Origin of the sequence: Candidatus Infernicultor aquiphilus, assembly GCF_002784285.1 — a bacterium.
GTDB lineage: Bacteria > Atribacterota > Phoenicimicrobiia > Phoenicimicrobiales > Phoenicimicrobiaceae > Infernicultor > Infernicultor aquiphilus.
Genome location: NZ_PFKO01000088.1, coordinates 1 through 1,721 on the forward strand (window position 1 = coordinate 1; position 1,721 = coordinate 1,721).

Sequence of the window (1,721 nt, forward strand, 5' to 3'; positions counted from 1 at the left end):
TTTATTGACATAATTTCTCCAATACCCTTATTAAATTATTTACTGTATTCTCTATCTTATATTTTAGCACATATTGGCTAGTGTTAAAAGATTTTTTCCTCCAGTCCTTTCTTTCTTCATAAACAAACCTCATTGCTCGTTGTAAATCTTTGATATCACATTTTATAAAATTCCCCAAGTCCCCTTCTATATTATCATATCTTGCTTTAACTGATTTATAATTTACGGGTATCATATATCTATAACTAAAGTATTCTTGAATTGAGTGAGCGTTTGGAGCAATAACAGGAAGTCCTGTTGCCATTGCCTCAAGTGGCGGTATTCCAAAACCTTCACCCCTTGAAGGGAAAACAAAACAATCTGCCTCTTTCAAAAGCTCAAACATCTGCTCGTTAGAATATCCTTCGTTAATTGATTCCATATTCGGATATTGATTTAAAGAAACGATATTTTGTCCGTGTTCTTTTGCTACTGTTTTAAAAATAATTCTTACAGGTTCGCTCGGTTTAAATTCTCTTTTAAATGCCTCAAATAATTCGTGCCAACCCTTGCGAATAGTAAAAGCCTCATAATTTAAAAAGGTAAAAATATCCCGTTCTGGTCGATCATAATATTTATAAACATCGGCATTATAACCTAAGTTAAGAACCTTTATCGGAGTTTTAACTCCACACCTTTCAAATATTTCCTTGCCCCATTCTGTTGGAACTAAAACTAAATCATATTTATTTAAAAACGGTATCCAATTATCAGGTATCTTGTCTGTTTCAAACATCGTAAAACAAACTTTTTTCGGTCCGTGTACCCATTTAAGATTAGTCGGGTAAGAATAAACAAGCGAACAATCTTTCGGCTTGTCTGTTTCAAACTTATCTAGTAACTGAATACCTTTCTTTTTGAGATAGTGAATAATTAAATCTTTAGAAATTCCATAACCATTATTCCTATCCTTTACTGTTATCATCTCAAGTTTCATAAAATACCCTTTTAGGTTAGCAGCAGGAAGTAAGAATAAAAGGGCGGAATTATTCTTTTTATAAACTTCCTGTTGCCAACCTAAAAGATTGGCATAGCGTTTAGCTAATCAACTGACAAGCAAGAGCTTCACGAATTGTCTTAACTCCGTAAAGTAAGTCGATAGTTGTTAAATATCCACCGTCTTTATGAGAGTAAGAAGTCATTACACGAAGTCCAATTCCGTCTGCACTAAGAACTTTCGAAGCAACTCCATATTGAGGACCTGGAGCGGCTAAAGGTCTAGAAACCATAACAAAAGCACCTTTATTGAAAGCCAAGTTTTTAGTAGAAACAGGAGAAGTTCCAGTAGTTTTTACACCTTGAGACATAAAGATATCAAATCCGTATTTTCTACCGATTGAAGCGTCTTTCAATGCACTCTGGTTATCACTTATCCAGTTAGAACTTGTGAATTTTTCAAGTTTAAGCAATGCGGCGTGGTCTTTAGTTGAAATAACAACGGCTCTGTTAGCCAACGGAGCTTTTGAATCATTTAGCTTCTTACCAGCGTCTATGATGTCATCTGCGTCTAAATCTGTTCCAGCGCTACCAATTAAGTTAGTGGTTACATTTGAATAAAGCATTAAAAGATCGCTTTCGATTTGTTCAGCAAGAACAGCAACACCTTCGTCCATAAGGTCTGCCTGATAGTTAGGTTTTGCTAAGAACTTAGCAATATCGTCTATCAAAAACGAAATATATTT

Annotated in this window: 2 protein-coding genes; both read right to left on the minus strand. The window is 34.6% G+C overall.

Going from position 1 to position 1,721, the window contains the following annotated elements:
* Position 1: 1 nt before the first annotated feature.
* Positions 2-976 carry a glycosyltransferase family 4 protein gene (locus COZ07_RS02505; protein ID WP_406607016.1) on the minus strand — a complete coding sequence of 325 codons (975 nt, stop codon included), beginning with the start codon at positions 974-976 and terminating at the stop codon, positions 2-4.
* A 100-nt stretch (positions 977-1,076) separates the two neighbouring features.
* The coding region (locus COZ07_RS02510) for a P22 phage major capsid protein family protein (RefSeq protein WP_406607017.1) at positions 1,077-1,721 on the minus strand (645 nt) is incomplete at its 5' end.

Coding starts and splice junctions, on each gene's coding strand:
- COZ07_RS02505 (WP_406607016.1), bottom strand. CDS start 976: ATGAAACTTGAGATGATAACAGTAAAGGATAGGAATAATGGTTATGGA.